Annotated in this window: 26 protein-coding genes and 1 rRNA gene; 12 read left to right on the top strand and 15 right to left on the bottom strand. The window is 60.7% G+C overall.

The features are described 5' to 3' along the window. Positions 1 to 89, top strand: a 5S ribosomal RNA gene (gene rrf / locus QC815_RS02105); the annotation flags it as partial. A gap of 233 nt (positions 90 to 322) precedes the next feature. Beyond that, positions 323 to 511 (top strand): hypothetical protein, encoded by a 189-nt coding sequence (locus tag QC815_RS02100; RefSeq protein ID WP_230448305.1) that lies wholly within the window; start codon positions 323 to 325, stop codon positions 509 to 511. A 69-nt stretch (positions 512 to 580) separates the two neighbouring features. On the opposite strand, the gene QC815_RS02095 is transcribed toward QC815_RS02100, so the two are convergent. Further along, complete coding sequence (locus QC815_RS02095) at positions 581 to 1,606, bottom strand: Fe(3+) ABC transporter substrate-binding protein (protein ID WP_309766662.1); 1,026 nt, start codon at positions 1,604 to 1,606, stop codon at positions 581 to 583. Between the two features lie 198 nt (positions 1,607 to 1,804). On the opposite strand from QC815_RS02095, the gene QC815_RS02090 reads away from it, so the two are divergent. Further along, positions 1,805 to 2,926 (top strand): ABC transporter ATP-binding protein, encoded by a 1,122-nt coding sequence (locus tag QC815_RS02090; RefSeq protein ID WP_309766660.1) that lies wholly within the window; start codon positions 1,805 to 1,807, stop codon positions 2,924 to 2,926. A gap of 14 nt (positions 2,927 to 2,940) precedes the next feature. On the opposite strand, the gene QC815_RS02085 is transcribed toward QC815_RS02090, so the two are convergent. After that, a complete protein-coding gene (locus QC815_RS02085) occupies positions 2,941 to 4,554 on the bottom strand; it encodes an ABC transporter permease (protein ID WP_230448400.1) in 1,614 nt (537 codons plus the stop codon). A 540-nt stretch (positions 4,555 to 5,094) separates the two neighbouring features. On the opposite strand from QC815_RS02085, the gene QC815_RS02080 reads away from it, so the two are divergent. Continuing rightward, the gene (locus QC815_RS02080; RefSeq protein WP_230448308.1) at positions 5,095 to 5,658 is read left to right on the top strand and encodes a polyketide synthase; all 564 of its coding nucleotides are present in this window, start codon (positions 5,095 to 5,097) and stop codon (positions 5,656 to 5,658) included. Then, positions 5,655 to 6,668: a zinc-binding dehydrogenase gene (locus QC815_RS02075; RefSeq protein WP_309766658.1), complete on the top strand. Its 1,014-nt coding sequence runs from the start codon at positions 5,655 to 5,657 to the stop codon at positions 6,666 to 6,668. The genes QC815_RS02080 and QC815_RS02075 overlap by 4 nt, the downstream gene beginning before the upstream one ends. A gap of 227 nt (positions 6,669 to 6,895) precedes the next feature. Here QC815_RS02075 and QC815_RS02070 read toward each other — a convergent pair whose 3' ends face one another. The 3 genes from QC815_RS02070 to dctP form a co-directional block, all read right to left on the bottom strand. Then, positions 6,896 to 8,221: a TRAP transporter large permease gene (locus QC815_RS02070; protein WP_230448310.1), complete on the bottom strand. Its 1,326-nt coding sequence runs from the start codon at positions 8,219 to 8,221 to the stop codon at positions 6,896 to 6,898. Next, complete coding sequence (locus tag QC815_RS02065; protein ID WP_230448311.1) at positions 8,218 to 8,721, bottom strand: TRAP transporter small permease subunit; 504 nt, start codon at positions 8,719 to 8,721, stop codon at positions 8,218 to 8,220. The genes QC815_RS02070 and QC815_RS02065 overlap by 4 nt, the downstream gene beginning before the upstream one ends. Positions 8,722 to 8,803: 82 nt before the next feature. Then, on the bottom strand, positions 8,804 to 9,907 hold the full coding sequence (gene dctP / locus QC815_RS02060; protein WP_230448312.1) for a TRAP transporter substrate-binding protein DctP: 1,104 nt from the start codon (positions 9,905 to 9,907) through the stop codon (positions 8,804 to 8,806). 319 nt (positions 9,908 to 10,226) lie between these two features. Between dctP and QC815_RS02055 the strand changes: the two genes are divergently transcribed. After that, entirely contained in the window at positions 10,227 to 12,404 is a 2,178-nt protein-coding gene (locus QC815_RS02055) for a tRNA(Met) cytidine acetyltransferase TmcA (RefSeq protein WP_230448313.1), read from the top strand. A gap of 32 nt (positions 12,405 to 12,436) precedes the next feature. Continuing rightward, positions 12,437 to 13,897: an aminoacyl-histidine dipeptidase gene (locus tag QC815_RS02050; RefSeq protein WP_230448314.1), complete on the top strand. Its 1,461-nt coding sequence runs from the start codon at positions 12,437 to 12,439 to the stop codon at positions 13,895 to 13,897. Positions 13,898 to 13,954: 57 nt separating this feature from the next. Here the strand turns inward: QC815_RS02050 and QC815_RS02045 are convergent, their stop codons facing one another. Together QC815_RS02045 and QC815_RS02040 are read right to left on the bottom strand one after the other, a co-directional pair. Then, entirely contained in the window at positions 13,955 to 14,431 is a 477-nt protein-coding gene (locus QC815_RS02045; protein ID WP_230448315.1) for a Dps family protein, read from the bottom strand. A gap of 161 nt (positions 14,432 to 14,592) precedes the next feature. Further along, positions 14,593 to 15,729 (bottom strand): glycerate kinase, encoded by a 1,137-nt coding sequence (locus QC815_RS02040; RefSeq protein WP_230448316.1) that lies wholly within the window; start codon positions 15,727 to 15,729, stop codon positions 14,593 to 14,595. 92 nt (positions 15,730 to 15,821) lie between these two features. On the opposite strand from QC815_RS02040, the gene QC815_RS02035 reads away from it, so the two are divergent. From QC815_RS02035 to QC815_RS02020, 4 genes are read left to right on the top strand one after another with little or no spacing between them, the layout of a single operon-like run. Next, positions 15,822 to 16,373: a hypothetical protein gene (locus QC815_RS02035; RefSeq protein ID WP_230448317.1), complete on the top strand. Its 552-nt coding sequence runs from the start codon at positions 15,822 to 15,824 to the stop codon at positions 16,371 to 16,373. Continuing rightward, positions 16,370 to 16,729: a hypothetical protein gene (locus QC815_RS02030; protein WP_230448318.1), complete on the top strand. Its 360-nt coding sequence runs from the start codon at positions 16,370 to 16,372 to the stop codon at positions 16,727 to 16,729. Before QC815_RS02035 ends, QC815_RS02030 begins: the two co-directional genes overlap by 4 nt. After that, positions 16,726 to 17,397, top strand: coding sequence for a DUF1007 family protein (locus QC815_RS02025; protein WP_230448319.1), 672 nt, complete (start codon positions 16,726 to 16,728; stop codon positions 17,395 to 17,397). The genes QC815_RS02030 and QC815_RS02025 overlap by 4 nt, the downstream gene beginning before the upstream one ends. Further along, the gene (locus tag QC815_RS02020) at positions 17,394 to 18,398 is read left to right on the top strand and encodes a nickel/cobalt transporter (protein ID WP_422828218.1); all 1,005 of its coding nucleotides are present in this window, start codon (positions 17,394 to 17,396) and stop codon (positions 18,396 to 18,398) included. Before QC815_RS02025 ends, QC815_RS02020 begins: the two co-directional genes overlap by 4 nt. On the opposite strand, the gene QC815_RS02015 is transcribed toward QC815_RS02020, so the two are convergent. Further along, complete coding sequence (locus tag QC815_RS02015) at positions 18,395 to 18,820, bottom strand: HIT domain-containing protein (RefSeq protein ID WP_230448320.1); 426 nt, start codon at positions 18,818 to 18,820, stop codon at positions 18,395 to 18,397. The two genes, QC815_RS02020 and QC815_RS02015, sit on opposite strands and share 4 nt — an antisense overlap. Before the next feature lie 144 nt (positions 18,821 to 18,964). Between QC815_RS02015 and QC815_RS02010 the strand changes: the two genes are divergently transcribed. After that, a complete protein-coding gene (locus tag QC815_RS02010; RefSeq protein ID WP_230448321.1) occupies positions 18,965 to 19,096 on the top strand; it encodes an entericidin A/B family lipoprotein in 132 nt (43 codons plus the stop codon). A gap of 149 nt (positions 19,097 to 19,245) precedes the next feature. Here QC815_RS02010 and QC815_RS02005 read toward each other — a convergent pair whose 3' ends face one another. The 7 genes from QC815_RS02005 to QC815_RS01975 all read right to left on the bottom strand — a co-directional run bounded on the left by QC815_RS02005 (position 19,246) and on the right by QC815_RS01975 (position 26,319). Continuing rightward, positions 19,246 to 20,250 carry an ion transporter gene (locus QC815_RS02005; RefSeq protein ID WP_230448322.1) on the bottom strand — a complete coding sequence of 335 codons (1,005 nt, stop codon included), beginning with the start codon at positions 20,248 to 20,250 and terminating at the stop codon, positions 19,246 to 19,248. A gap of 48 nt (positions 20,251 to 20,298) precedes the next feature. Next, positions 20,299 to 20,820, bottom strand: a complete 522-nt coding sequence (locus QC815_RS02000) for an acyl-CoA thioesterase (protein WP_230448323.1) — start codon at positions 20,818 to 20,820, stop codon at positions 20,299 to 20,301. Between the two features lie 78 nt (positions 20,821 to 20,898). Next, positions 20,899 to 22,209: a short-chain fatty acid transporter gene (locus tag QC815_RS01995; protein ID WP_230448324.1), complete on the bottom strand. Its 1,311-nt coding sequence runs from the start codon at positions 22,207 to 22,209 to the stop codon at positions 20,899 to 20,901. Between the two features lie 99 nt (positions 22,210 to 22,308). Then, positions 22,309 to 23,598 (bottom strand): MATE family efflux transporter, encoded by a 1,290-nt coding sequence (locus QC815_RS01990; protein ID WP_309766649.1) that lies wholly within the window; start codon positions 23,596 to 23,598, stop codon positions 22,309 to 22,311. Positions 23,599 to 23,603: 5 nt separating this feature from the next. Beyond that, positions 23,604 to 23,852, bottom strand: a complete 249-nt coding sequence (locus tag QC815_RS01985) for a YfhL family 4Fe-4S dicluster ferredoxin (protein WP_230448326.1) — start codon at positions 23,850 to 23,852, stop codon at positions 23,604 to 23,606. Between the two features lie 77 nt (positions 23,853 to 23,929). Further along, positions 23,930 to 24,436, bottom strand: a complete 507-nt coding sequence (gene coaD, locus QC815_RS01980) for a pantetheine-phosphate adenylyltransferase (RefSeq protein WP_230448327.1) — start codon at positions 24,434 to 24,436, stop codon at positions 23,930 to 23,932. After that, positions 24,433 to 26,319 (bottom strand): beta-ketoacyl synthase, encoded by a 1,887-nt coding sequence (locus QC815_RS01975; protein ID WP_230448402.1) that lies wholly within the window; start codon positions 26,317 to 26,319, stop codon positions 24,433 to 24,435. The genes coaD and QC815_RS01975 overlap by 4 nt, the downstream gene beginning before the upstream one ends. Positions 26,320 to 26,494: the final 175 nt, after the last annotated feature.

Genomic DNA, 26,494 nt, shown 5'->3' with positions numbered 1-26,494 from the left:
CCTGATCCCTTGCCGAACTCAGCAGTGAAACCGCTTCGCGCCGATGGTAGTGTGGGGTCTCCCCATGCGAGAGTAGGTCATCGTCAGGCACTTATACCAAAAAAACCCAGGGCTTATGCTCTGGGTTTTTTTCATTGGGGTCTCCCCATGAAGAGTATCGGAGCGCCGACCGGGTAATCGTCAGGCACCTATACCGCAGAAAACCCAGCCAATCGGCTGGGTTTTTTGTTTTAAGCACACTATTCGTTGGCGTGTTTTATGTGTGGCAACTAATATGAAGCGGCGTTTGACTGTTTACTACCGTGATAAAAGGAGCATGGTGATGTATAAAGGATTTAAGGCCATTGGCGTGGCTATCTTTCTGGCGTTTCTTGCCGTTGGCTTGGCAGCCTGTGGAGACGATCAGGGGCCGGCAGAAGAAGCAGGTGAGAGTATTGACGAAACCATGGAAGATGCCGGTGAAGAAATGGAAGAGGCCGGCGAAGAAATCGAAGACGCTGCGCAAGACTAGTCTGCTGTAATACCTACAAAAAAGCCCCGCTGCATGCAGCGGGGCTTTTGCGTTGGTAGACGCTAAAGATTACCGCCAGTCCACCCGGTCAAAGATGCGGATGGCGTCGGGGTTGTTTTCCCCTAGCACATTGATGTTGACATCGTCTTTCTTGAAGTTGCCCCATGATTCGAGGACAGGGTCGCGCTTGACGTTATCGACGACAGGGAACTCGTTGTTACCCGAGGCGAAGATCTCCTGGGCCGTGTCAGAAGCCAGGAACTCAAGGAAGCGAACGGCGTTCTCACGATTGGGTGCGCCATCAACGACACCGGCGCCGCCGACGTTGACATGGGTGCCGCGGTCATCCTGGTTGGGGAAGATGATGCCGACCTTGCGGGCGGCCTCGCGGTCTGCCTGTTCATCGGATTTCAGCAGGCGGACATAGTAGTAGTGGTTGGCGACGGCAAGATCGCATGCCCCGCTGGCGACGCCCAGAATCTGGTCAGTGTCGCCGCCCTCTGGGTCACGCGCCATGTTATCGACAACGCCCTGTGCCCACTTTTCGGCACCTTCTTCACCGTGATGCTCGATCATCGAGGCGAGCAGCGACTGGTTGTAGATGTTGTTGGAAGAGCGAATGCAGACGCTATAATCAAGGTCGTCCCTGGACAGGTCTTCGTAGCTGCTGATATCGCTGGGGTCGACATTGTCACGGTTGTAGTAGATCGCCCGGGCACGCTGGCTAAAGCCGAACCAGCGACCTTCGGGATGACGCATTGAGTCAGGCAGGCGCTCATCGAGCACGTCTGATTCGATGCCTTGGAAGATCCCGGCCTGCTCGGCACGCCAGAGCCTGCCGGCATCGACCGTGATCATGATATCGGCGGGGCTGGCAACGCCTTCACGCTGGATACGCTCGATCAACTGATCGGAATCGCCTTCCAGGATATTGACGTCAATGCCGGTTTCTTCGGTAAAGGCATCATAGAGACGCTCGTCGGAATCGTAATGGCGAGCGGAGTAAACATTGAGCTCGTCAGCCAGTGCGTGACTGGCAAAGGCGGTGCTGGCGATAGCAATCGCCAGAGGAGCGGCAAAGCGGACAGTCTTCATTGTCAATATTCCTGTTTGTTGAATGATAACAAGTTGTATTATCAACATTATTATTGAAGCGTTTTGTAGCGTTAAGGTCAAGGCTATTTACCGTTGAAGCGTGCATATGGAAGAAATAGAAAATAGAATGTTAATTACTTTCAAATGTATTATGCAGTGCTCTCTTCTCGAGGAATCTGCAACCAGAACGGTGGCGCAATGACGGCAACGATGAAAGCGACGCAAAAGGCGCTCAATGAAACCGCGCTGGCGATGCATCAGGTGCATCACGCTTTTGACCAGCATACCGTTGTGAAGGGCGTGGACTTGACGGTAGCGCCGGGAGAGGTGGTGTGCCTGCTGGGCCCCTCCGGCTGCGGCAAGACCACCTTGCTGCGCATTGCCGCGGGCCTGGAGACGCTGCAAGAAGGCAGCGTCAGTCTGCAGGATGAACAGATTGCCGCGCCGGGGCTGCGTCACATTCCTCCGGAAAAGCGCAACGTTGGCCTGGCATTCCAGGACTCGGCGTTATTTCCCCATCTATCGGTACTGGAAAACGTCACCTTTGGGCTCAAGCATCTGTCCACAAGCAACAGGCGTGCGCGTGCCGAGGAGCTACTGTCCCAACTGGGCATGGCGGCGTATGCGTCGAGCTACCCGCATATGCTGTCAGGTGGGCAACAGCAGCGTGTGGCGCTTGCACGGGCTCTAGCACCCGAACCGCAGCTGATGCTGCTGGACGAGCCGTTTTCAAGCCTGGACGCCCGACTGCGAGACCGTATACGCGACGACACGCTGCACGTGTTGAAAAAGGTCGGGGCGGCAACGCTGCTGGTTACCCACGATCCTGAAGAAGCCATGTTCATGGCGGATCGCATCGCGCTGATGCGTGATGGGTGTATCGTGCAGACGGGCACGCCAAGAGAGCTCTACTGCTCACCGAAGGATCCGTTTGTGGTGACGTTCTTTGGCGAGGTCAACGAGATGGACGGAGTGGTCGAGGAAGGCCACGTTGCCACCCCGGTGGGCTTCGTGCCCGCGGAGGGCATCGCGGACGGTACGCGGGTTCAGGTGATGATCCGTCCTGAGGCCCTGCGGGTCATTGAGCGCGATCTTCCTGTCGGTGCCCATGCGCATAGCCACATCGTGATGGCCAAGCTACTCGGTCGCAGCAGCCTGCTGCACCTGTGTGCCCATGCGGATGACGGTCTGGAAGCTCACCTGCATGCCAGGGTGCCGGGGGTTTTTCTGCCCGCCGAGGGCCAGCCGATCGATATCCACCTCGATTTATCCCAGGTATTCGTGTTTCCTGCCGCCGAGACGGCTCAGGTGTCGCCATAGCGGAGCCTTCGCCGCTACGACCCGGCGCCCGGGCGTGAGCGGCGCATCGCCATGCTCAGCAGTATCACCGGCAGGATGCCGACCACGACGATGGCCAGCGATGAGGTCGACGCCTCGGCCAGGCGCTCATCGGAGGCGAGGTTGTGCGCTCGCACCGCCAGCGTATCGAAATTGAACGGACGCAGAATGACGGTGGCGGGCAGTTCCTTCATGACGTCGACAAACACCAGAATGCCTGCCGCAAGCAGGCTGCTGCGCATCAGCGGGGTATGCACATAGCGCAGTGTGCCGCCGGCAGTCTGCCCGAGGGTGCGCGAGGCGGCATCCATGCTGGGGGTTACCTTGCCCAGGCTTGCTTCAACGGCGTTGAAGGAAACCGCCAGGAAGCGCACCACGTAGGCGTAGAGCAGAATAAAGGCCGAGCCGCTGAAGATCAGGCCAACAATCTGGCCGTTGTACGCCTGCAGGGCAGTGTTGATGGTGTCATCCAGCCAGGCAAAGGGGATCAAGATCCCTACCGCCACCACCGAGCCGGGGATGGCATAGCCCATGGCGGCAATACGCGTGGTGAAGCGCGCGAGCCGTGTATCGTGTACCCGAACCCCATAGCTGAGCAGCACTGCGGTGCCGACGGCTATCACGGCCGCCAGCGTCGCCAGGCTTAAGCTATTCCACGCAAAGCCAATGAAGCGTGTTCCCCATAGCGAATCCCCTTCCGTCAGCGCCAGCTGAAGCAGGATACCGCTGGGGAGCAGAAAGCCGATGGTGATCGGAATCATGCACGCCAGCGTCGCAGCGGCGGCCCGCCAACCGTGAAGGATGTATTCGGGTAATTGCTGATAGCGGTTAGTGGTATGAAAGTAACGCCGCTTGCCGCGCGACCAGCGTTCGAGCAATACCAGGACAATCACGAAGCTGAGCAGGCAGGCGGCTAACTGGGCGGCGGCGACGGGCTCGCCCATGCCAAACCAGGTGCGATAGATGCCGGTCGTGAAGGTGTCGACCCCGAAAAACTGAACCGCGCCAAACTCATTGAGCGTTTCCATCAGCACCAGCGATACACCGCCTACCAACGCAGGGCGGGCCAACGGCACCGCGATGCTGAAAAACAGCCGCCACGGGCCACGCCCCAGGGTGCGGCCGACGTCGAGTACGCAGACCGACTGCTCGAGAAAAGACGCGCGGGCCAGCAGGTAAACGTACGGATAGAGCACCACGGTAATCAGCGTGGCGGCGCCGCCGAGCGAACGAACATTGGGGAAATAGTAATCCCCGTACTGCCAGCCGAACAGCTCGCGCAACAGGCTCTGCAACGGGCCGGCAAACTGCAGAAAGTCGGTATAAGCGTAGGCGATGACGTAAGTGGGGACGGCCAGTGGCAGCAGCAGCGCCCATTCAAAGAGGCGCTTGCCGGGAAAACGGCACATGACCACCAGCCACGCCGCACCGGTGCCGATGATCAGGGTGCCGGTTCCCACCAGGAGCACGAGCCAGAAGGTATTATTCAGATAGCGTGGTAATACCGTGCTGGCGAGATGCTGCCACACGCCGTCGGTCGGCAGTACGATATGGCTGAACACTACCACCACCGGCAGCGCCACTACCAATGCGACACCGACCAGCACCATTGACCAGGGGTTCCAGCGTTGCGTTGTGCTGTGCCGCTGCGCGGCTAACTCACCAGGGGTGGAGCGGGACACGTAAAGACTCCTAGCAAAGGCAAACGGGGATCGCAGCGGCCACATAGCGCGCGGTGAGGAATAGTACCATCGGCTGCAGATGGCTGCAGCCACTTGGCGTCTGTTCAAGTGTTATCTAAAAAAGCCCGACTTCATGCCTAATGCCAGTCTGTTAACGCTGACTGGCATTTCTCTTGGTAGGGGACTGCTTTGGTCGGCGACTGACCGATCGGGTTAAGACGGCGTGCGCCATCCAAGCTAAAGGCCATGCGCGCCATCTGGATTTACCTTGCAGCGTCACAGGCATGCCGTCTTCGTCGGCGGCAAGTCCGGCCATTGCTTGCGGGCCTGAGTGCAATGACTGCAAGTGAATAGTGCATCGCTCGTCATTCCCTCTCTCGTCAGTTTTAGCGAAATTATTATTAACCAGACACTAATCTTTGTCGGGCTTATAACTAAAAATTCAATAACTTAACTAAGGAAAAGGGAATGATTGCAATCATTGGGGCTTCATGCTGTTTACCGGGTGGCATCGAGTCAGGTCAAGATTTTTGGGAAACGTGGTGCGCGGGCAAGAACATGGCTTCCGCAGTTCCCCCCGAACGCTGGAACAGCGAGCGTTTTTATCACTCGGACGCCACTGTGCCGGGCAAGACGTACATGCATCAGGGCCACTTCGTTGATCGTGATCTGACACAATTCGACAACGAGGCGTTCCGTATCTTCAAGCGCGAGGCGGAAGGCCTGGATCCACAACAGCGCCTACTGCTGGAATTGACCTGGCAGGCCATAGAGGAATTCGGCCTGCCCCTGGACAACCTGCCTAGCCGCAAAGTCGGCATCTATGTTGGCGGCTTTACACTGGATTACTTCTTGGGGCAGTTCGCGGCGGAAAACCGCAATCACATCGGCGTGCACACCTCCGCCGGTTCCGCGCTGACGATGTTGTCCAACCGTATCTCCCACACCTTTGATTTCCGCGGGCTGAGCCTGACGGTGGATACCGCCTGTTGGGTATGTCTGAAACTTTCTAAGGTCGGTTACTTTCTATGAAAAAATATAAACGTATCGTCATTGCCAATAATGGCAGCGTGGACGTACTAAATACGGTCGAAGAAGCGATTCCCGAACCAAAGTCAGGGCAAGTCAGAGTCAAGGTACTTGCCGCAGGCATCGGCTACGCTGACATTATGGCTCAGCACGGAGGTTATCCTTTAGCACCGAAATTACCGTTCACCCCCGGTTATGATTTCGTCGGAATCGTAGATCACGTTAGCTCAGACGCTGTCGGCGTTGAAAAAGGTCAGTATGTGGCTGCGCTCAATCCTGAATTCGGTTGTTACTCGGAGTATGTATGTGTGCCTCCAGAGCTTTTATTGCCTGTTCCTGAAGAATTGGACCCAGCCAAAGTTGTAAGTTTAATTCTTAACTATTTGACTGCACATTCTATTTTGCATAAAAAAGGCCAACTCAAAAGCGGTGAAAAAGTTTTAATTCATGCCGCTGCTGGTGGTGTTGGTACCGCACTTCTTCAGTTGGGCGGGTTGTTAGAGCTGGAAATGTACGGCACTGCCTCTGCTACCAAGCATTCCACCGTCTGCGAATACGGTGGCATTCCAATAGACTATAAAAATCAGGATTTTCTTGAGTATATTCGCAACGAAGTTCCAGATGGAGTCGATGCCGCATTCGATCCAATTGGCGGGCCGAACCTACGGCGCTCTTATAAAACGGTAAGAAAAGGCGGCCGGGTAATTAGCTATGGTTTTGCCGGAGACAACTTCGGCGGCATGAAACAAATGGCATTCGGTGTACTGCAAATGGCTGCGCTTAATTTCTGGCCGGACGGTAAACGGGTAACCCTCTGCGCCACCCCTGGCGAGATAAAAAAAGATAATGCATGGTACCGGGAAACTCTTGCCGAACTCATTAGCATGCTTGCTGCGGGACAAATAAATCCAGTCATAGGTGCAAGAGTGCCGTTACTGGAAGTAAAGCGCGCACATCAAATGCTGGAGCAAGGCAAGGTTGCCGGTAAGGTTGTTTTGGTTTGCGAGTCGTAAAGATGCCCAACAAATTGTTGGAGAGGGACGTTTTTTCCGCTACGCGCTACGCTCCAAAAACGCCCCTCAACTCTGGCGTTCGTCGTCGCTGGTGGTCTACCACTACGCTTGCGAGGATTTGAAAAAGGCCCTTCCCGTGTTGATTTACTTGAAACGGGAAGGGCTAATGGTCAGCTTATTGAGGGTAGGCTTTATGCCGGGCTGAACGACTTGAAGAATGATGAAGATCAGCCGACCAACACGCTGGGCAGGCCGGTGATCAATACGGGGAAGAACGCCATGAGAGCACAGGCGATCAGAATGAGCGCCACAAACGGAATAACCGCTTTGTAGAGGTCAACGATCTCAACGCCAGGCGGTGCCACCCCCTTCAGGTAAAACAGCGCATAGCCGAATGGGGGGGTAAGGAAGGAGGTCTGGAGCACAACGGCGACCATCACCACGAACCACAGCACATCGATGCCCATCGTCTCGACAATTGGCAGCATGATGGGGAAGCTGAGCAGCACGATTCCCGTCCAGTCCAGGAACATCCCCAGGATAAACACCAGGAAAAGCATCAGCAGTAGAGCGCCGAACGTACCGCCGGGCATCGACAGAACCAACTCGCTGATCACCTCCATGCCACCGCCGATCGAAAACACGCCGGTAAATGCCGTTGCACCCACCAGCACCAGCATCACCATGGTGGTGGTTTTGCCGGCCTCGATCATCGTGCTGTAGCAGGTGGAGAGCTTGCGATCGCCGAAAATCATGAACAGGATGAAGGCGATGAACACGCCAATAGCGGAGGCTTCGGTTGCCGTGGCAATACCGGTAAACAGCGCCCCCAATACCCCAAGAATCAGCGACATCGGTGGAACCACATACTTTGCCAGCATGATCAGAAGCTGCCGGGTGCTGACTTCAGCACGTTCTTCTTCTGGTACCTTGGGGCCGTAGGAAGGTTTTACAAAGCAGATGATCAGCACATAGAGCGCATACATGACGCCGAGCATTACGCCAGGTACCAGGGCGCCGGCAAACAGCGCGCCTACGGAGACCGGCGAATAACTCGCCATCAGAATCAGCATGATGCTGGGCGGTATGAGAATGCCCAGGCAGCCGCTGGCCATGATGACGCCCGCACTCAGCTCCTTGTTGTAGCCGTACTTGAGCATCGGCACCAGCGCGATCATGCCCATCACCGCGATGGACGCGCCGACGATACCGGTGGTCGCGGCGAGCAGCACCGACACCACAACCACCGTCAGGGCCAGGCCACCACGCAGATTCGCCAGTAGAAGGCGCATGGCATCGAACATTTTCTCGGTGACGCCTGAGTCGTTCAAGAAACGCGCCATCAGAATAAACAGCGGAATTGCCACCAGGACATAGTTATCCATGGCGTTGCCATAGACGTTGTTGATGATGATGCCCAGGGTGTTGGCACCGGGCCCCAGGAAAGCACCAATGACCGCCACGCCGCCCAGCACGAAGGCCAGCGGATGCCCCATGAACAGGCCGATCAACAGGCCGCCAAACATGAACAAGGTGAGTAGTTCAGCACTCATGTGTGGCTCTCCTCGCGCAGCTGCATAATGGCGCGCAGTACAATGGCAATGGCCTGCAGCAAGATCAGCGCTGCGGCTACCACGATCACCCCTTTCACGGGATAGACGGGGATGGACACCATGCCGTAGGTGGTCTCGCCGCGGCTGATGGAGCGCTCGAAAAACAGCCAGCCGTAGGTCAGCATCAGCCAGATGAACGGGACGAAAAATACCCCGTAGCCGATGATCTCCAGGACTGCCTGCCTCTTGCGGGTGAGCAGGCGTTTCAGAACGTCGACTTCCACATGCGCGTGGTGACGCAGTGCATAGGCCGCCATCAGCATGAAGTGCGCGCCGAACAGCATTTTCGTTACGTCAAAAGCCCAGTCACTCGGGCGTCCCAGGAAAAAGCGCATCGCGATGTCATACAGCACAATCAACGTGATGACCGCGATTAAAGGCGCAATAATTCGTCCAAAGTACTCATTGAGCGTATCAATGGCGTTTGCGATCGCATGCATGGGAGGTCTCCCGCTTCTCAATGTAGGCGCGTGACGCAAAAACCGCCCCGACAACGTTGCCGAGGCGGTTATCGACGGCTGATTACATGCAGGCTTCGAGTTCGTCGAGCGACGGCAGGTTATCGATGGAGCGGCTCATGTTGAACGGCACGGTCACATCGCGCCAGTTGGCGTAGTGCTCCATGTAGCTGATCATGGAGTGGTATACCTTGGCGTGCATCGGGTCTTCACAGGCGCCGCGCAGAATCACCTCATTGGTCACGTCCTGGATCTCGGCCAAGTCTTCTTCCGAGAGCGTGCTGATCTCGACGCCATCTTCCTTGAACTTCACGGTAGCCTCGGTCGATTGGCGTTCAGACCAGGCCAGTGACCAGGCCATGGTCGCTTCCGCCGCGATCTTGAGGGTTTCCTGGGTGTCTTCGGAAAGCTCGTCCCAGGCGTCTTTGTTGATCATCACGCCAAAGACGCTGGCAGACTGGTGCCAGCCCGGCGTTGACCAGTAGTCCGCCACTTCGGAGAACCCGGCGTTGTAGTCGACCCCCGGCGTGGAAAACTCGCCGGCATCGATCACGCCACGCTCGATCGCCTGGTAGACTTCGCCGCCGGCCAGCGTGACCTGTGAACCGCCCAGCTTTTCAAGTACGCGACCCTGGTCACGGCCCGAGAGGCGTAGCCGCTTGCCTTCGAGATCGGCAATGCTTTCGATGGGCGTGTTGCCCATGAAGCCGGATTCGTTATTGGTGATCCCGTAGGGCAGGTACACCATGTTGTAGTTGCCATATACTTCTTGATAGAGGTCCCAGCCACCCCACTGCAGGATCCAGTTCATGTAATCCACGCCGTTGAACAGGCTGGTGGTCGTGGCCAGCGGTGAGAAGGCGGGGCTGCGCCCTGCCCAGTAGCCAGGCCAGTCGCCCGCCGCGTCGATGGCACCAGTTTCGGTGGCATCGAATACTTCGGTGCCGGGCATGAGTGTGCCCCCGGCGCGGAAGTTTATCTGCAGCTCGTCGCCGGCCAGTGTGTTGACCAGTTCGACCCAGTGCTGATCGATCTTGATCAAGTCCAGGTTGTCTGGCCACGTGGTGGTCATGGTCCACTCTTGCTGAGCATGAGCGGTAGAGGAGAGCGCGGCAAAGGCAACGCCCGCTGCGAGGCTGGTCATGGCAAACTTGGCAGTTTTATTCATGTTGTGGATCCTGTTGGTCGCCGTTGAATGGATGAGAAAGTGAGAGATGCAAAACGTCTATTGGCATGCATTACGTTTACGTAAAGGTGTTTGGCATGCCTGCTTAAATTAGCACACTCTGGGCGTTGCAACGCAACATTGCGATGTGGTGGATCGACGCTGGGCGAGGGTATCGGGAGCCTGCATGATTTTTAAAAAAATCAGAAGGTTAGTGGCTTTGCTGCCGACAGCAGTGATGACGAATGGGTGTGAAAAGCGTTGAACGGACCCCGTTGATGCAACCAAAGTTGTAAGCTGTTTATCCCGGAGAGGAGACTTTATGCCGTCGATATCGACTGACGACGCGCCAGTATCGCGATCCATCGAACTACTATGTCAGCAGGCAAGACGACTGGCTCGGCGACGCTGGCGACAGCTTGTCTGGCTCCAGGGAGATGCAGAACGTTGTCGCGAGATGGCCGTGGGGCTATGGCAGGCGCGATCCTGGTCGTCTCCGCTATGGATAGGCGACCACGCCCCCGTGGCGGCCTCTTTGAAAGCGGGGCGGGCGACAACGCGGCTCGGTAGCGAGCACCAGCTGGTGGTGGTGGATGCCCACGAGGGCGCCGGAGGCTTCAATCCGGACGCCCTGGGGGCGGTTGGCGGCACCCTGGCGGCGGGTGGGCTGCTTGTCCTGATCACGCCCGAGCAGTGGGGGGCTCAGCCCGACCCTGACTACGCCCGAATCGCCGATTATCCCCGCGAGTGGGCGGCGCTTAGCGCGCACTACCTGGCGCGGCTTGCCAGGCAGCTCAAGGCATCGACGGAGGTGATCCATTGGACACCTGAGGCGCTGCCCCGGCTGGGGCGGCTGCCAGCCACGCCGGCGGCGCCTGAAAATCCACGCGATGATGCATGCCTGACCCTGGATCAGGCCGTGGCCGTCAGTGCCCTTGTGGGGCTCAAGCGCCGCCGCCCCCTGGTGATCACCGCCGATCGTGGTCGCGGCAAAAGTGCCGCCATGGGCATTGCCTGCATGCGTTTGCTGCGCGGCAAGACATCACGCGTCATCGTCACGGCGCCGCGCCTGGCGGCCGTCGAGAGCCTGTTTGAGCGCGCCGCGTCCTTGTGCCCGGAGGGACAGCGCAGCGCGGCGGATCGCTTCGTGCTTGACGGAGGGCAAGAGCTACGCTTCGTCACGCCCGATGCGCTGAGCGAACACGTCGCGGCGGGTACGCTGGGCGGCGACGGCAGTTATCTGATGGTGGATGAAGCCGCCGCGCTGCCCGCGCCGCTGTTGGCGCAATGGCTGACGGCGTTTCCGCGCATTGCCTTTGCTACCACCGTGCACGGCTACGAGGGGTCTGGGCGAGGGTTTGCGCTGCGCTTTCGTGGCGTGCTGGACGCGCAGACGCCGGACTGGAAGGCGCTCACCCTGACAGGCCCGGTACGCTGGCAGGCAGGTGACCCCCTTGAAGCGACGCTTGACCAACTGTTGTTGCTGCACGCACCGCTGTCGCCAGCGCAAGACGACTTGGCGGCTCACTGTGCTTCCCATGCGGTTAGTCGGGAGGCGCTTGCCAGGGATGAGACGGCGCTTGGCAAACTCTTCGGTCTGCTGGTGCAGTCCCACTACCGCACAACGCCGAGTGATCTGCGCCAGCTGCTCGATGGGCCTGATATGCAGCTGCGCGTTAGCGGCTCGCCAAAGCGACCTCAGGCCGTCCTGGTGACCTGCGACGAAGGCGGCTTTACGCTGGAGCTTGCCCACCAGGTGGCGCGCGGCGAGCGACGCCCCCAAGGGCATTTGATGGCCCAGTCACTCGCCGCTCACGGCGGCTGCCGCGAGGCTCTGACGGCGCGCTGGCGGCGAGTGGTACGCATTGCCAGCCACCCCGGCAGGCGTCGCCAGGGGGTGGGAAGCAGACTGCTAAGCGACGACCAGGCTCAGGCGGCGGCGGAAGGCATCATGCTGTATGGCGCGACCTTCGGCGCTGAGGCGGGGCTGCTGCGTTTCTGGCGTGCCCAGGGGTTTGTGGTGGTGCGCCTGGGCGTGACGCGTGAAGCCTCAAGCGGCGAGTTTGCCGTGATGGTGGCCAAGGCGTTGACCCCATCGGGGGCGCGCGTGCTGGGCGCGCTGCACGAGCGGTTTGTCGCCGCGCTACCAGGGTTACTGGCGTTTGAGCTGGCGTCGCTGCCCGCGGCGGTGGTCAGCCTACTGATCCATGAGCTGCCCGAGCGTACTTTGACCCAGGCCGAGCGTCAGGACATCATCGACGTGGCCACCGCCCATCGCTCGCCGGCGCTGGCGCGGGCCTCCTTGCAAGCGCTGGCGCGGGACGCAAGTCGCTGGCCATTGTCAGCCGCTGGGCAATCCGCCCATCAGCAGCTTGCCGCCTGGGCCTTCCAGAATCAGCCGCTTGCCGATGCCCCCGCCGCGTCCGTGCGGGCGCTGCGGGGGATAGTACACACCCTGTGGAACGAGCAACCGCTTTCCCCAGAAGCCGGGGGCCGTTAAAGTAACTCAGTTATCCATGATAAAGAGCTCCCATGAACGAACACCTCGACGCGCTGAGCCCTGCGCCTGTATGGCGCCACTTCCGAACGCTGTGCAATACCCCCCGCCCCTCTGGTCATGAAGCGCAACTGGTCGCCGTGCTGGAAACCTGGGCCGAGTCCCAGGGTATCGACCATGACCGCGATGCGTTTGGCAATTTACGCCTGCGCAAGTCGGCGACTCCCGGCCATGAGCACACCCCGGGGCTTATCCTGCAGGGCCACCTGGACATGGTGGCCCAGGCCAACGCCGATCACGCCCACGATTTCCGGCGCGATCCCATTCGCACCTATGTGGCCGACGGCTGGCTGCACGCGGAAGGCACCACCCTGGGCGCGGATAACGGCCTTGGAGTGGCGGCAATACTCGCGCTGCTTGAAGATCCCGAGCTTACCCACGGCCCTCTGGAGGCGCTGTTCACGCTGGAAGAAGAAAGCTCCATGGGGGGCGCGCTGGGTCTGGCCGATGACTGGCTGGAGGGCAAGCTGCTGCTGAACCTCGATAGCGAGGATCACGGCGAGGTGTTTATCGGCTGTGCGGGCGGCGCCGATGTGGTCGTCGACGCCCGGCTTCCAAGCGCTGCCCTGAAAGCCGACGAGTGCGTACTCAGGCTGTCGCTTTCGGGGCTGAAAGGCGGTCACTCAGGTCTGGATATCCATCAGCCGCTGGGTAACGCCAACCGACTGCTGGTGCGCGTCCTGCGGGCGCTGGAACACGTCGATGCCCGGCTGCTCAATTATCAAGGCGGTACGCTGCGCAACGCCATCCCCCGGGAAGCCTTTGCCGACGTCGCGCTGCCCGCTGACGAGCAGCAGGAGGCAATGGCGATCATCAATGCGCTTGGGCAAACCCTGAGGCGTGAGCTGGGCAGCGGCGATGCGGGCCTGCAACTCGTCGCCGAGCCGGTGAGCCCGGAAGGTGCCGAGCCGTTGACCCTGGATGCCAGCACCATGCTGGTGGCGGCGTTGCATGCAGCGCCCTGCGGCGTCGAGCGGATGAGCGCCGACGTGCCCGGGGTGGTGGAAACGTCCAATAACCTGGGCGTGGTCAGCCTGGAACAGGGGCGGTTTCATGTCTGTGCGCTGGTGCGATCGCTACACGACAGCGCCGTGGTAGCCATGGCCGACCGTTTCAATGCCTTGTTCGGACTGATCGGCGCGCGGGTCAGCGTGGAAAATGCCTACCCCGGCTGGGTGCCGAACCCGGACGGGGCGCTGCTCAAGCGCTTCAAGGCCTGCCACCAGGCGCTGCTGGGGTACGCCCCCGCGGTAAATGTCATCCACGCAGGGCTCGAGTGCGGCATTCTCGGCAGCAAGTACCCGCACCTCGACATGATTTCGTTCGGGCCGACCATTCGTGGCGCGCACTCGCCGGACGAGCGGGTCGAACTGGCGACCGTCGAGGAATTCTGGCGCTTGCTGCGGGCCCTGGTTGAATCCTTGACCAGCCGTTGAACGCAAAAACGGCACCCCAGGGTGCCGTTTTGCTTTCAGTCTGATGGGCTTGAACGCTTATTTGCTTAAATAGGCGTTGAGCATCCAGACGGTTTTTTCCTGCTCGCGGATATAATCGCCCGCCTGTGCCGCCGTGCCTTCGTCGTCGGCATCCGACGCGATGGATAGCAGCTCGCGCTGGAGCTCGATCAGCGTTTGATAGCCGCGCAGTACACCGTTGACGCAGGCCGTACCGTCATGAACATCCTTGTCTTCTTGGATGCGTGACAGCTGGATGTAGTCGCTGTAGGCATGAACCGGTTTGTGGCCCAGGGTCAGGATACGCTCGGCGACTTCATCAACCTTGGCGAGCAGGTCGGTATAGAATTCCTCGAACTTGGCATGCAGCTCGAAAAAATCGTTACCCCTGACGTTCCAGTGATAGCCCCGGACGTTCATGTAAAAAATCTGGTAGTTGGCCAGCAGGTGATTGAGCTTTTCGGCCAGCTGGGTGGCGCTGCCTTCGTGTAGGCCGATGCTGTTGGTATCGGACATGTCCTGCCTCCTTGGTGATCATCGCCGAACGATAAAAGATGATGGTGAAAGGGTAAGCAGCAGCGCACGCGTTGCATAGCAAGTTTTATGCATGGCGGCTATAGCGCTAGCCCATTACCCGTCGACCAATACTCATTTAATGCTGGCGAGGGCGCCGCTTTTCAAGGGCGAGAGGCCTGCCATAGTCGAATCAGGCTTTCGCAGCGCGCTTCGAGGAGCTCGGCGGTACGCGGCAAGGCGTCACTCAATGCCATCGGGCCATCGGCCAGCGCAAAGGCGGCGGTCACGCCTTCCTGCAGACAGGCCTGCCAGCCATCGCCCAGGCTGCCCGCCAACACAATCACCGGGGTCTGCCGCTGCGCCGCTGCCCGTGCCACGCCGATGGGGGTTTTCCCGGCAAGGCTCTGACCGTCCAGGCGCCCCTCACCGGTAATGACCAGGTCGGCCTGCTCGAGCAGGGTGGCAAAGCCCGCCTGCTGCATCAGCAGCTCGATACCCGGCTTCAGAGTGGCACCCAGAAAAGCCTGCGCGGCAAAGCCCATGCCGCCGGCGGCCCCTGCCCCGGGGCGGTCACGATCATCATGGCCCAACACCTGCGCCGCCAGGTCGGCAAAGTGACCCAGGGCGTGGTCGAGCTGTTTAACGTCACCGGGGGACGCGCCTTTTTGCGGTCCGAAGATGGCGCTGGCGCCACGTTCGCCGAGCAGCGGGTTATCCACATCGACCGCTGCTTCTACCTTCAGGCTTGCCAGCCTTGGGTCGAGCCCCTCCAGGTGAAGCGTTGCCAGGTCGGCAAGCGCTGCTCCGCCCGGCGCTAATGGCTGGCCGTGAGCGTCCAGCAGTTCGGCACCCAGGGCGCGTAGCATCCCCGCACCGCCATCGTTGGTGGCGCTGCCGCCCAGTAAAAGCAGCACCTTTTCAGCGCCGTGATCGAGGGCGGCAAGGAACAGTTGGCCCACGCCATAAGTCGAGGTATAACGGGCGTCGCGCTCGTGGTCGGCGAGGGCCTGCAGTCCGCTGGCTTCTGCCAGTTCGATAAACGCGGTACGCTGGTCGGCATGCCAGCCCCACGCGGCTTCGCAGGGGCGGCCCAGAGCATCCTCGACGGTTTGCTGGTGGCGCTGTGCGCCCGTTGCCGCGATCAAGGCGTCAAGGCTGCCCTCGCCGCCATCGGCCAAGGGGCAGATGAGCGAGTGACAGTGAGGCGCTGCCCGTACCGCACCCCGGGACATGGCGTGGGCCGCGTCTTCGGCACTCAGCGCATCTTTGAAACTATCGGGGCAAAACAGGATATGCATGGGCACCCTCGTCGTTGATCATGGTCTACAGGACGAGCTTAGCGCGCAGCGCAGTGGCAAACCAGCATCATCCTATACCCCAAGGAGCGGTTATGAAGTGGACGCCTGTCAGTTGCCTATGCCTGCTCGCCCTGGGCGGGTGCCAGGCCATGCCGTCATCGCTGCCCAGCGCAGACCCCCCGCCGGCCGAATCGTGCTACTTTCCGAGCGATGATCCCGCCACCCTGACCGCCAGTGTCGATGTGCTCACGGAATGGGGCTTCAGTCTGGACGCCAGCGACACTCAATTAGGCTTGCTGACTGCCAGCCGCGAGAAAACGCTGCATGGCTATTCAGACCTTTACGCTGAGCCGCGTTTGCGTCCGCGCACGGGATTTCATGTGTTTGGCGGACTGGGTAGCGGCGGGGGCGCCGGGTTGGGCGTTGGCGTCGGCCTCGGTGGAGGATTCAGCCAGCCGCCGGTCGAGGTGGAGCGCGTATCGTTGCTCTGGGATCGCCAGCACATGCGGGTATCGCGGGATATTCGCCGCTTTGATCAATATGGCAGCCTGCGCGAAGGCCGCAGCGCGAGCAGCGACGGGTTTTGCCAGCAATTGCAGCGCGCTCTGAGCGCGCAAACGGCGACAGGAGACCGTACACCATGAACGCCATTCGCTGGGCCACCGTCGGCCTACTGATCATGCTCAGCGGCTGTGCGGTGACGCCGCCGCCTGAGCCTCGTGAGCTGGTCTATCAGGCACCGGCCGAAGCGACCTTTCGTGCCGGGGTAAGTTTGATGGTAGAGCAAGGCTACGTGGTGCGTCATGCTGACGTGTCGCTGGGACGTGCCGAGGGCATGCTGGCGCGTTGGCCGGGCTACCGGCTATTGTTCGAGGTAGACGCGATGGGCAATGCCAGTCAGGTGCGTGTTTCGGCGTGGCGGGGCGGTCAGCCGATGCCGCCTATTCGACTGGATCCCTGGCTGGTGGCGCTTCAATCGCGTCTGGGGCTGGCCCCATGAGGTGCGTCAATCGCTGGCTGGCACGCAGCCGAGCGGGGCTTGTCGGTATCCTGGCGCTGTTGGTCAGCGTGAGTGCCCTGGCCCATCCCCACGGGTGGATCGATATCAAGGTGCGCCTCATCACCGATGATCAGGGCCGGGTAACCGGCCTGCACCAGACTTGGCAAATGGATCCGTTCTACAGCCTGGTGGTGTTCGATGAGCTGAATCGGGTGGAAGGCGCGACGCTGGACGAGGGGCTGGATCAACTGGGGGGAGAAATACGCAACAACCTCGCCGGCCAAGGGTATTTTACCCGCGTGCGTGTTGATGGCGAGCCGCAGCCACTGGGCGAGGTAAGCGAATACACCGCGATGCAGCGCGACGGACGGCTGACCTTTATCTTTATCCTGCCGCTTGCTGATACTCCGTTGCTTGACGGCAGCACCCTTGAGTATCAGGTCTATGATCCGACCTATTACCTTGAAGTGGTGCACGCCGCCGAGGACGAAAAGCCACTAGACGATGCGCTGGTGCTGCGCGGTATGCCCGAATGCGAGCTCGCCGTGCTGCCGGCGGATCCGGATCCTGAGCGGGTTCTGGCCGCGTCCCGTCTGGATGTGGACGAAAGCGGTGAGCCCGGCCTTGGGCGCTACTTCGCCGAAACCGGCCAGGTGGTGTGTCCATGATGGCGCGGCGTTTTCCCTGGGGCTGGCTGTGCCTGCTGGCGCTCGGCATGCTCGGCGTCGCCTATTATGCGTTTTGGCAAGGCGGTTTGACGTCGTTGAGCTATACCCTGCTTGGCTGGCAGCGGGAGCTGCATCGCGAGCTGACCCTGGCGCTTACCGCGCTGTCCCGGGAGTCCGCGACGACGACGTGGGCGGCGCTGCTGGGCGTGAGCTTTGGCTACGGGGTGTTTCACGCGGCGGGCCCCGGCCACGGTAAAGCGGTGCTGGCGACGTTTCTGATGTCCCACGGCGGTGCCATCGGCCGGGCGCTTGGCCTCTCGTTTGCGGCAGCGCTGCTTCAGGGGCTGACCGCCATTGTCCTGGTCGGCGTGCTGGTTTACGGCCTTGGCTGGGTAACGCGTCAGGCGATGGGCAGTGTGGTCTGGGTGGAATACGCCAGCTTTCTGCTCGTGGCTGCCCTGGGGGCATGGCTTTGCTGGCGGGCCACCGGCCAACTGCGTCGTGCCTATGCTGCGAATGACCACGACCACGACCACGACCACGACCACGACCACGACCACGACCACGCCTGCTGTGGTGGGCATCATGTGACGCCCCATCAGTCGCTGGATTGGCGCACGGCGCTGATGACCGTTGGCGCCATCGGCATGCGACCGTGTAGCGGCGCCGTCCTGATGCTTGGCGCTGCGGGCCTGCTGGGTCAGTTTACGATGGGTGTGGCGGCTGTGGCCGCGATGTCTCTCGGCACCGGGCTGACGGTGTCAGTGCTTGCCCTGGCCAGCGTTGTGGCGCGGAACTGGGCGCGACGCCGACTGGCGAGGCAAGGCGCTACCCTGCAACGTGCCCAGCGAGCGGCCGGCTGGCTAGCACTGGCGGGCGGCATCGTGATCGTCGCCCTGGGCGTCTCGCTCTGGGCTGCCGGGGCTTCTCAGCCTGCGGGGGATCCCGTATTGGGAGAGCCGCCAACCTCAACGAGCAACCCCCTGACCGGGAATCGCTAAGGGGTCATCTCGAGCGCCGCTATCAGTTCGCTCAGGCGCGCTTGCATGGCGTGCTCCTCGCCGGGTGAATAAGCCTCGGGCGTGCCATGCCCCCAGACGGGTGCCGGCCAGGCAGCGTCGTCGTGGCGGCGGATCACCACGTGCATATGCAGCTGACTGACCACGTTGCCAAGCGTTGCGATGTTGAGCTTGTCACCGCCGAAAGCCGTTTTCATCGCCTGGCCCAACTGGCTGGCTTCCCGCCATAGTTGCAGTTGCTCGCTGTCAGACAGTTCAAATACCTCGCTCAGTGCCGCACGCCGTGGTACCAGCACCACCCAGGGGTAACGCGCGTCGCGCATCAGCAGTGCCCGGCACAGCGGCAAGTCGCAAAGCAGCAACGTATCGCCGGCCAGGCGGTCATCAAGCTCGAAAAGGGCCATCAGGCGACTCCTTGGTTTAACGCCGATAGTGCCTACCCGTAAAGTAGGCGAAATTGACAAAACACTGTTACGCTAAAGTGACTTCACTCGTACATGCTGAGTTGAAGCATCCTGGATATTGAATGACTTGTTAAGGAGAACATGATGAAAAAACTACTCGCCATGAGCTTTATTCTTTTACTGTCAGCGGGCGCACTTGCGGGCTGCAACACCATCAGCGGTGCCGGCCAGGATATCGAGCAGGGCGGAGAAGCCGTTCAAGACGCTGCCAGCTAAGCAACACGTGTTACAACGGGCCGGCCTTGTGCGCCGGCCCGCTGCGTTTTAACCCTTCGCTGCTTCTCCTGGCCGTGGCTGTAAGGCGTTGAAGATCATGCCTCGCCGACGATTCATTGGATCCTGGCTGCTCGTTGAGAGCGGCACGGCTAGTCGTAGCGATCCTTCCAGCGCTGGCGATTCACCTGTTCCTTGAGCATTTCCAGCACGTCAAAGAGCACCTGTTCGGTGACCTTATCGCTGCCTTCGTCAACGGTCAGCCAGCTGTCAAAGCCATTTTCCGCAGCGCCCTCAACGAGCTTGCGAAACTCTGGGGAGTGAATCCCCAGCGCCACCTCGTCGACCATCCGCTGCGCGACGCCGCTTAACGAGGCTTCCATGGCGCTGGTGGCAGACTCGCCCATGGGAAGGCGGCGCAACCGCTGGATTTCAGGGCTTTCGCGAAGCGTGCGGCCGACCAGGTCGCTGATGGCCGCCATGATAGCCTGCCGGTTGTGCTGATAGGCAGTGCCCACCGAGGTTTCCAGCCGCTGGGCGATTTCCTGGATAAGTTGCTGTTTGCGGGGCATGACCACACGATCGATCACCCGCTCGGTCAAGGAGTCGCTGGCGCGAATCTGGTGCTGGACGTTACCCAGCAGGCGCAAGGCGATACGGTCGGACAGTTCCTCCAGAAGAATATCGTAATATTTGGCCAGGAACTGATAAGTCGACCAGTTTTCGATGCGAATAAGCCGCAGGCGATGCAGTCGATGCAGCAGCGAGATAACGCGCAAAATGCGCAGCCAGCGAAAGCCGCTCAGCGGGATGCAGCCCAGCACGTCGTACCAGTGCACGAAGGGATAGAAAAACCAGCGGTGGTAGCGGCGCTCGGCAATGGCTACGGCCCAGCCCAGCAGCACGTCGGCGATAAAAATACCGACAAAAAACAGGTCGATGGTGATGAAGCGGCGGTGTATCGCCGAGTCGTAGAAGCTGTGGAAGCCCGGCGACATCCCTTCGATGGCCTGGCTGATCGGGCCCAGCAGAAACAGCGAGTCGAATAACAGCAAACCAAGGTTGATGATGACGGCCGCCAGGATAAAAAAGTCCCAGCCGATATGCGCGTACTCAACGCCTCTGGGCAGGTGGGGGGAGCGCTCCCTGGCAGGCATGAAAACTCCTTGGACATGAGGTGGCAGGGTTGCCGACCCGGACGGTGGTCATGAGGGTGTCTGCGAGTGATGCTGCTCTTGGGTGAGCTGTTCCTCGCGTTCGGCCTGTTTACGCATCTTCTTGCGCAGCGCCGCTTTCTCAAAGCGTAGCTGCTGCAAAGGCGTTGCCAAGGAAAGCGGTGGCACATGGGCGGGCTTGCCATCGGAATTCACGGCAACCATGGTGAGGTAGCAGCTATTGGTGTGGCGAATCAGCTTGTCGCGAATATCTTCGGCGACGACCTTGATGCCGATTTCCATCGACGAGCGGCCGACATGATTGACGCTGGCCAGAAAGGTCACCAGTTCGCCTACGTGTATAGGCTGCTTGAAGAGCACCTGGTCGACCGACAGCGTGACTACGTAGTGGCCCGAGTAGCGGCTGGCGCAGGCATAGGCCACTTCATCGAGTTTCTTGAGAATGGCACCGCCATGAACCTTACCGCTGAAGTTCGCCATATCGGGCGTCATCAGGACGGTCATGGACAGTTCGTGCTGACCGGTCAGCGCGGTCAATGAGGTATCCGACATGGGCTTAACCCTATCTTCAGTCGCGATTTTCAGGGCCGGCGCCTGCCCACCTGGCAGGCGCCGGAACATGGCGGCGGCTTAGAACCACACCAGCCCTACCGAGATGATAACGCCGGTAATCAATAGCTGTATCAGGCAAAAGCCCATGATGTCCTTGGCTTTCAGGCCGGCGATAGCGAGTACCGGCAATGCCCAGAAGGGCTGCAGCAGGTTTGTCCAGGCGTCACCCCAGGCAACGGCCATGGCGACCCGGGAAATATCCACCCCCAAGGCTTCCGCGGCGGGCAGCATGACCGGCGCCTGAACGGCCCACTGGCCGCCACCGGACGGTACAAACAGATTCACAATCCCGGCGCTGATGAATGACCAGAACGGCAGCGAGGTTTCGGTGGCGAACGATATCAGCCATTCCGACATGCTCAGGGCCAGGCCCGACTCCACCATGATGGCCATGATGCCGGCATAGAACGGAAACTGGATGACGATCCCGGCGCCGCCCTTGATGGCTTCGTGCAGACTGTTGAGCAGGCTCCTCGGCGTGCGGTGAAAGACAATGGCGAGGAACAGGAACAGAAAGTTGACGACGTTCAGGTTCAGGCCGCCGCCGCGCAACAGGAAATGATCGATCAGGAACAACACCCCCGGGATACCCACCAGCCATGCCAGCGTCGTGCTGTTTTCCAGTTTTTCTGCGGGGCGGGTGATACGGCCCTTGGTGTCGGGTTCATCGTCGAGCAATTTGGTATCGACATACACGCTGTCTTTTTCGTCCGGCAGCATCAGTCGGTTGACCAGCGGAATCGAAATAAACAGGCACGCCACGATGGCCAGGTTAAAAAAGGCAAATACCGTGGAACCGGTGCCGATGACGCCGATGTCATCGGCGGCAAAGTGGCCCTCGGTGGCGATAGTCAGCGGAATCGACCCGGCGAGCCCGCCGTGCCAGACCACAAAGCCCGAATAGGCGCTGGCCACCAGCAGGCGATAGTCGACGCGGATCAAGCGCGCCAGTTCCTTGGCAAACAGCGCCCCGACGACCAGCCCAAAGCCCCAGTTGATCCAGCTCGCGGTGAGCGACACCAGGGTCACCAGGATAATGGCGCCGCCGGGGGTCTTGGCGGTGCTGGCGAGGCGTTGCAGCAGGCGCTTGACCGGCGGGGAGCTGGCCAGCATGAAGCCGGTAACCAGTACCAGCAGCATCTGCATGGAGAAGGTCAAAAGCCCCCAGAAGCCGTCACCCCAGAAGCGCAGCACGGCCAGCGGTGTCTGGCGTTCGATGGCGATGGCCGCAATGGCGGCGATCAGGGTGAGGAGCAGGACAAAAATGTACGGATCGGGAAGATAGCGCTCGACCATCTTCACTGCCGGTTTGGAAATCATCTTCAGCATGGCTGGCTCGCTTTATTCATTATTAGGAAAAGTGCTCACCTAATATACGGGGCCGAGTGGGCTTTTTCATTACTCGAGCGGGATTTGACGTATGTATTATCAACGCCAGTAGGCGCGGCGGTAATGTCGGTAATAGCCTATCAGGACAGCCGAACGTACGCAGGTAAACAGCGTAAAGGCAAGCCATAGCCCATGATTGCCCATCGCCTGGGTCAGCCACCAGGCGGGCAGATAAACCGCCAGGCCAATAAAGATGCTGTTGCGCATGGCGGCAATGGCGGTCGTGCCGATGAACACCCCATCCAGTAAATAGCTCCATACCGCGATCAGCGGCATCGCAACCATCCACGGCAGGTAGACCGCGGCGGTATCGCGAACCTCTTCAAGGCCGGTGAGCAGGGCGATCAAGCCATTGCCGCCAAGGGCAAACGCCAAGGCGGCCCCGGCAGCCGTCCACCACGAAAAACGTGCCGCTGCCTTGACGGTGGCGGCAAACGCCTGCCAGTCGCGCCGCCCATAGGCTCGCCCGACGAGCGATTCTGCCGCGTGAGCAAAGCCGTCCAACGCATAGCTGGTGAGCATGATGAACTGCAGCAGTACGGCGTTGGCGGCGAGAGTGGTATCTCCCTGGCGGGCTCCCTGGGCGGTGAAGAATGCCATGGCAAACAGCAGCCCAAGGGTGCGAATAAACAGATTGGCGTTGACGTTAAAAAGCGCCGCGTACGCCGAGAGCACCCACAGGCGGCTGCGTAAAAAGTGGCCGTCGAGGGTGCCGAGCTGACGCAGAACCAGAACGCCGCCAAACAGCAGGGCGCTATAGTCGGCAATCACGCTGGCCCAGGCCACCCCATCGCTGGTCAGGCCCAGGCCCATCACGAACCAGACATCCAGCACGATATTGACGCTGTTGGTCAGCACCAGAATCATCAAGGTGACCCGGGCATTTTGCTGGCCGAGGAACCAGCCCAGAATGGTGTAGTTGGCGAGTACGGCGGGGGCCGACCAGAGGCGAATTTCGGCGTAGCGTTCGGCCAGCGCTGTCGCGGCCTCGCTACCGTCGAGCAGCCAGAGGCCCAGGGAGACGATCGGCGAGGCGAAGATGATCAGCAGGCTGCCGATCACCACGGCCAGGATAAGCGACTGGCCCAGCAGGTTGCGCACGTCGCTGTCGCTTTCGCGGCCGACTGCCTGGGCCACCAGACCCGTGGTGCCCATGCGCAGAAAGCCAAACCCCCAATACAGAAAGCTGAACAGCGTGGCGCCGAGGGTGACGGCGGCCAGGTAACGTGAATCGGGCAGGTGGCCGACCACTGCCGTGTCCACCAGCCCCAGCAGCGGGACGGTAATGTTGGAGATGATGATTGGCCAGGCGAGGGCCCAGATCCGCATCAGGTCTAGGCAGCCGTGATGATACGGTACTTCTTGAGCAGCTCGTCGTGCGTTTCCGGCCGTTCCGGGTCAAGGGGGATGCAGTCGACCGGGCAGACCTGCTGGCACTGGGGTTCGTCGAAGTGGCCGACGCACTCGGTGCACAGGTTGGGGTCGATGACATAGATCTCTTCGCCGGGCGAGATGGCATCGTTGGGACATTCCGGCTCACAGACGTCGCAGTTGATGCATTCGTCGGTAATCATTAAGGCCATGGGTATACCTCGCGAAGGACGGGGTGCAATGGGTCGCCGATCATTTGACAGCCCATCGCTCGCCACCGTTTCAGAGTCTAGGTGCCAGGTGGCGTAGTGTAGTGCTTACGCAGCGTCTCTGCGACCTGAGGGTGAACCAGGGGCGAGACATCGCCGCCCAGCTTGGCGATTTCGCGCACGATGGTGGAGGAAATATACGAGTTTTCCACCGCCGGGGTGAGAAAAACGCTTTCGAGCTCCGGGTTCTGGGCACGGTTCATGTTGGCCAGCTGCAGCTCATATTCAAAGTCGGACACCGCACGCAGGCCGCGCAGGATAATGGTGGCGCCCTGCTCGTGCATCATGGTGGTCAGCAGCGTGGAAAAGCCGATCACCTTGACGTTGGGCAGCGGGGCGCAGACCGCCTGCACCAGTTCGATGCGGGTCGGCAGGTCCAGGTTTGGACGTTTGCCCGGGCTTGCCGCGACGGCAATGACGACCCTGTCGAACATGCGCGCACCGCGCTCGATCAGGTCGAAGTGGCCGTTGGTGATAGGGTCGAAGGTGCCGGGGTAGACGGCAATAGTCTCGCGATGACCGGTCATGGCGTCGACGCCTCATCGTCAAGGCGGCCAAACGGGTTATCGCTTTGAAGCGATACCGCCTGGGCGTAGCCGGGAATGTGAATCCGATCCGCCTGAATATCCAGCTCAGGGCCTTCGAGCACCGCCTCGCCAAACTGGTAGCGAGGGGCGTAGTGGCCCTGGTCGGACTGTGCGAGATACGCCGCCGCGTTCTCGCGCACACTTTCCCGACGGGTTTTCCAGGCGCGAATGGCGGCCGCCCCATGGCGCTGGATCAGCAGGCGCTCGGTCACGGCGGGCGATAGCACCACCCCCGTGGCGTTGTTGCCGCCGAACCCCTTGGCGTTGACGAAGGCGGCATCGGCGTTGAACGGCTGCGCGGCCGTCGAGAACCGCAGGCGGTCGGCGTAAACGTCATCGGCCACCGCATCCAGCGTGGGTATGCCGGGGAGCAACTGGTGAGCAAAGCTACCCAGCGCACTCACCAGTTGGTCGCCGGCAGCGCTCCCTTGGGAATGGCCGATGAACGCCTTGATGGCCACTACCGGCCAGTCGTCGATGCCGTTAGCGCGAGCAATCTCGTCGAAGACGTGGGATTCGGTAATGCGGTTCTTGGGCGTGCTCGTCCCGTGGGCATGCAGGAAGCTTCGCGATTTCAGCGCCTGATCGCCGAGCATGTTGCGCACCAGGGATGCCGACTTGCCCAGGGTAATATAGTTGCCGATACCCGGCGCCGAAATCGAGCGCTTGAAACCATCGGCGTTGACGAACACGTCCGGCACGGCACCCAGAATATCGGCGCCTACCTCAAGCGCCAGGGCATCATCCATCAGCAGCACGAACTGGCTGGCCTCTGCCATGGTAAAGCCGCAGTTGCGGGCAAAGGGACGGCAGGCGCGCTGGTAATCCGCGTCCGTGAGGAGTTCCAGGGTGTCGAGCGCCTTCAGGCTGGCATCATCGGCAAGCGCCCCCATGGCGCGGAAGCCCTCGATAATCTCGGGGGTAATGGGGGCATCCGCCGTGCCGACCATCACTACGCGGCGGCGGCCGGCGCGGATGTCGTCGATGCCCAGCCGCAGGTTATAGAGAAAGCTCGCGCAGGCCCCGAGCGCGGCGCCGGTACTGCCGACGCTGCCCAGCACGTAAGCGTTCAGGAAGTCAGCGGGCATCTGGCCGTAACCCAGCGGCATCTGCTTGGAGGTGGCGCGCTGCCCGCTCACCAGGCTTTTCAGCAGCCCACCCCAGCCCTGGTCGTCCAACTGGCCGATGGAGTTGCCTGCATAAACGGCAATGTGATCGGGGTTGAGCTGCTGGCGCAGGTGTTCCCAGGACAGGCCGCTGGCGCCCAGGCAGTCGCTGGCACCGAATACCGTCATGGCCAGCCCGCGGGGGTGGTGCACGCTGCGATACAGCGCGGTGGGGTCGAACCCGGTAGGCAGCTGCGCGGCGGCGCGCACCTTGGGCGTTTGCGCATCGGGCAGCAAGGCTTCCAGCGTCCCGGCGGGCACGATGACCTCGACCATTCGCGCGTCGATCTCGCGAACCTCCCAGTGGCTGGGAAGGTGGTCGGGCAACTGCCGGCGCCGCAGCTTGAAGCGCAGCGTTTCGTCCAGCTGCATGTTCACCTGGCGGTTGGCCGGAAGCCCCGGCGCGCTGAAGCGCGGGTCTTCGTTGCGCCGAATCAACGTATGGTTAAGGATTTGCTCGCGTAACGACGCCGCCGGTGCGGCCAGAGGCTGCCCTGCGCTGTCGTGCCATCCCTGTGAGGAGGGCGAAGCCAAGCGCATCAAGGTCGCGAGGCTTTCCAATGTCTGGCGTTGCTGGTCGGCGGAGAGCGCATCAAGCACAGTGCGGCGGAAGGCCTGATGGCCCGAGGTTCTGCCGGCGGAGTTGATGCCGCCCATGCCGACAATCACCGGTAAGTGAGACAAGCCGGGTTCCTCGTGGTGCGGTGGTTTAAATAACAGTTATTGGCATCGCGTAACGCTGGGTGTAACGGACGATGACTGCCAACGCCCAATGACCAGATGAAGGTTACACCCGCCGCTTTGCACTTAATAAGTATGACACTATACGCAT

It is taken from the genome of Vreelandella gomseomensis, from assembly GCF_031451645.1.
Lineage (GTDB): Bacteria > Pseudomonadota > Gammaproteobacteria > Pseudomonadales > Halomonadaceae > Vreelandella > Vreelandella gomseomensis.
This window is presented reverse-complemented; position numbering and strand designations above follow the sequence as displayed.